This is a genomic window from Luteibacter sp. P4_E6, from assembly GCF_056401535.1.
In genome coordinates this window covers 1-3,559 of record NZ_JBFUJE010000408.1, presented here as the reverse complement: position 1 = coordinate 3,559, position 3,559 = coordinate 1, and the positions used below count along the sequence as shown (strand labels likewise).

Here is a 3,559-nt window from a genome sequence, read left to right as displayed (position 1 = left end):
TGATTGCCCACACCGAACTGCATCTCTACACGCTCCAGGCTACATGCCGGCGCACCCTGCCTTCGGACACCGGCAAGATCACTTACACATCGGGCACGACCCAACAGCCCAAAGGCGTTTGCGTCACGCGAGCCGCCATCGACCAGGTGACCGAAGCACTGGCCAATGCAGCGGCGGCGCGGCCCGACGATCGCAGTCTCACGGTCCTTCCTTTGTCGACCCTGCTCGCGAATATCGGCGGCATCTATGTACCCATCTTCCGCGGAGGAACAGCCGTCCTCCCGTCGTTGGGGCAGTGCGGCTTCAGCGGTTCAAGTACGGTGGAACCCGCGGCCTTCATGGATGCGCTTCGTCGGTTCACGCCCACCGGAACGATCCTCGTCCCGCAACTGCTGAAGCTCGCCGTGGAATGCGCGCAGGCCGGTGCGCCTCTGCCTTCCACCCTGCGATTCGTCGCCGTTGGCGGCGCGCCGTGCTCCGCCTCCCTGCTGGGCCGAGCCCGGGCGCTGGGAATTCCTGTCTACGAGGGCTATGGCCTGTCGGAGGCCACGTCAGTCGTCAGCATGAACCGCCCCGGCAGCGAACGCGCCGGGAGTGTGGGCATGCCCCTGCCACACGCCCGTGTCCGCATCGCCGACGATGGCGAAATAGTCGTTTCAGGAGCGCTTTTCGGAGGGTATCTGGGGATCTACGACTCTCCTCCCGAGGCGTGGCACACCGGCGACACCGGATGGATCGATACGGACGGCTTCCTCTACATACGCGGCAGGAAGAAAACGGCATTCGCCACGGCCTTCGGACGTAACGTATCGCCAGAGTGGGTAGAGAGCGAACTCGTTGCCACGCGAGCGATCCAGCAAGCTGCCGTGTTTGGCGAGGGGCGCGAGTTCAACATCGCCGTCGTCGTGACCATGCCGGGTGTCTCCCCTGATCACATTCACGCCGCCATCGATGCGGCCAACGCGCGGTTGCCGGACTACGCACGTGTGCGCGCCTGGTGCCCGGGCGACTTGCCGTTCGGGCCCGCCAACGGCATGGCGCGACCCGGTGGCGCGCTGAATCGACCAGCCATCGCGACGCGTTATTCCCTCGCCATCGAAGCCCTCTATGAGAGAGAGGATCGCCATGTCCACCCATGATCGTCTCGTACGTGAAACCGAGGCGAGTCGCCAAGTGTTTCTTTCGATTCCCATTATCCAGCGGGCGCTCCGTGGTGAGGTGTCGCCACGCGAATACATCGTCTTCCTCAGCCAGGCGTATCAGCACGTGAGGCAGACGGTTCCGCTCATGATGGGTATGGGTTACCACCTGCCCGAGCGTCTCCGCTGGATGCTGCCTGCCGTGGCGGAGTACATCGAGGAGGAGATCGGCCATGACCAGTGGATCCTCGACGATCTGCTCGCCTGCGGCGCGGATCCCGACCGCATTCGCGCCGCATCGCCCATGCGGTCGACGGAGCTGATGATCGCCTACGCCCACGATGGCGTCGCGCGCGGTAACCCCGTGTCGTTCCTCGGCATGGTGTTCGTGCTGGAGGGCGTCAGTGTCGCTCTTGCCACCCGGGCGGCCGGCGCACTGCAAGCCGCTCTCGGCCTGCCGAAATCCGCATTCCGCTATCTGGCCTCACACGGCGCCCTCGATGTCGACCATGTCGGCTTTTACGAGCAGCTCGTCGATCGACTGGATACGGACGAAGACCGGCTGGCACTGATGCACGCCGCAAATCGCTTCTACACGCTCTACGGAGACATTTTCCGTGAGATCGACGCCGCCACTTCCGAGGGTGACTACCCATGATGACATCGCGTTCGTTGACCACCATCCTGGTGTCGGCGTGCCTTGCCGCCGTCCCCGCCATGTCTTACGCCGAGGACAAATGACCATGACCCTCGACCTACGTGAAAAACGCATTCTAGTCACCGGTGCCGCTGGTGGTATCGGGCGCGAACTCGCCGAGGTGCTCGGTGCAAGAGGCGCGCGCCTGGGATTGCTAGGCCGCACGGATGCCTCCGTCGCCAGCCTCGAACACCTTGTCGCCGCAAAACAGATGGATGCGATCGTCCTTCAGGCCGATCTCACCGATGCCGCGGCACGCCGTGGGGCCGTCTCGCGCATGGTTCAGGCCTACGGTCGCGTCGATGTCCTGATCAACCTTGCCGGAGTCCTCGACTTCCGCTTCTTCGACCAGTCAGACGCGAGTGCAATCACCCGGACCATGCAGATCAACGTCGAGGCCCCGATGCAAATGGCACGCGAGATACTGCCGGCCATGCTGGGTCGGGGATCGGGCCGTATCGTCAACGTGGGCTCAACATTCGGCAGCATCGGTTACCCGGGATTTGCCGCATACTCGGCCAGCAAATTCGCCCTGCGCGGCTTCTCGCAGGCGCTGCGGCGAGAGCTGCATGGCACCGGGGTGGGCGTTACCTATGTCGCTCCCAGGGCCGTCCGCACATCCTTCAATCCCCCCGCTGTGCACCTCATGGCGGAACGAAAGCTCATGCACATGGACGAACCCGGCTGGGTGGCGTCGCACATCGTGCGTGCGATCGAGAAGGAGAAAAGCGAGGCGTATCTGGGGTTCCCGGAAAACCTGTTCGCACGACTCAACGGCGTCTTTCCATCGCTTGTCGACGGCGCGCTCAAGAAAGTCTTGCCCGATCTGGCGTATCACGCGAGGGGCGTGTCATGAGCACACCCATCGTACCTATTCGGCAGGGCATCTACCGCATTCTTATCTGCCGGCCCAACCATCGATTGGGCAATACCCTGCTCTTGACTCCGCTGATCTGCGAGCTTGAAGAACGTTACCAGGGCGCCGAGATCGATATCGTGAGTGAAGGCGATATCGCTGAGGACGTCTTCAAGGGATTCTTCAGCGTAAAGCGAGTGTTTTGCCTGCCGCGACGCGGGTTCAAGCATCCGGTCGCGATGCTCCGGGCGTTATTCCGGATCAGGCGAACGCACTACGACCTGATCATCGATCCCACGCTGGGCTCCGGCTTTTCCAGAGCACTGACACGGCTTCTCCGCGGACACTTCAAACTGGGTTTCAGCGACAAGCCCACGCGAACGCTCACTCATGCCGCGCCTCCTGCCGTCGCCGGTCGCCACATGGCGCATCGGCCGATAAATCTTGTCCGGTGGGCAGCCAACTCGATAAAGACGACGTCACAGTTCTACCCCCCGCTTTCGATCCCTCTGACCCGGGACGAGCGCGCGGAAGGAGCTCGTGTTGTCGCCGCGCTAACGGCAGCCAACTCCCGCGAGAAAAAGGGACCGGTCATCGGCATCTTCGGCAACGCTACGGGTACTAAGCGTTACCCCGAAGCCTGGTGGACAGCCTTTATGGCTACGGTGCATGACGCCCTCCCCGACGCATCGATCATCGAGATCGTCCCCGCTCATGCACGGTCCATGTTGCGCGAGGCATGGCCTGGCTATTACTCATCCGATATTCGCCGCATGGCGGCGGTACTGGCCGGCCTGGACCTCTTCGTCACCGCCGATTGCGGCGTCATGCACCTCGGTTCGGCGGCCGGCGTGACGACGATAGGTC

4 protein-coding genes are annotated in these 3,559 nt (G+C 63.1%); all 4 read left to right on the top strand.

Going from position 1 to position 3,559, the window contains the following annotated elements; genetic code table 11:
• Positions 1 to 1,139: AMP-binding protein (locus tag AC1DT2_RS18165; protein ID WP_477297877.1), on the top strand; the 1,139-nt coding region annotated here is incomplete at its 5' end.
• Complete coding sequence (locus AC1DT2_RS18160) at positions 1,126 to 1,797, top strand: TenA family transcriptional regulator (RefSeq protein ID WP_477297875.1); 672 nt, start codon at positions 1,126 to 1,128, stop codon at positions 1,795 to 1,797. The genes AC1DT2_RS18165 and AC1DT2_RS18160, both read left to right, overlap by 14 nt.
• 85 nt (positions 1,798 to 1,882) lie before the next feature.
• A complete protein-coding gene (locus tag AC1DT2_RS18155; protein ID WP_477297874.1) occupies positions 1,883 to 2,692 on the top strand; it encodes an SDR family oxidoreductase in 810 nt (269 codons plus the stop codon).
• On the top strand, positions 2,689 to 3,559 hold an 871-nt coding region (locus AC1DT2_RS18150), incomplete at its 3' end, for a glycosyltransferase family 9 protein (RefSeq protein ID WP_477297873.1). The genes AC1DT2_RS18155 and AC1DT2_RS18150, both read left to right, overlap by 4 nt.